Raw genomic sequence first — 224 nt, forward strand, 5'->3', positions numbered from 1 at the left:
CAATGAGCAAGAAACTGGAAGGCACATCTCGTTGCGCCCCTTATTGCTCCTCCTGACCAGCCAATAAACTCTCAAGCAACGCATCAATTTCCGCTTTAAGCTGCTTATCTTCAATCTTGTTCGCACTCACTTGCGCACTCTCAAGACTCTTGATTGCAGCCTCTTTCTTCCCCAGATCTACCTGCAGTTTAGCCATGGAAAGGCCGATTGATGAGAGGTGATCT

The 224-nt window shown here is 47.8% G+C and carries 1 pseudogene; it reads right to left on the reverse strand.

What is annotated here, in order from left to right:
* Window positions 1–40: 40 nt before the first annotated feature.
* Window positions 41–224: pseudogene (locus tag A3714_RS03380) on the reverse strand (tetratricopeptide repeat protein); the annotation flags it as partial.

Origin of the sequence: Alcanivorax sp. HI0007, from assembly GCF_001635525.1 — a bacterium.
In the GTDB taxonomy this organism is placed as follows: Bacteria; Pseudomonadota; Gammaproteobacteria; order Pseudomonadales; family Alcanivoracaceae; genus Alcanivorax.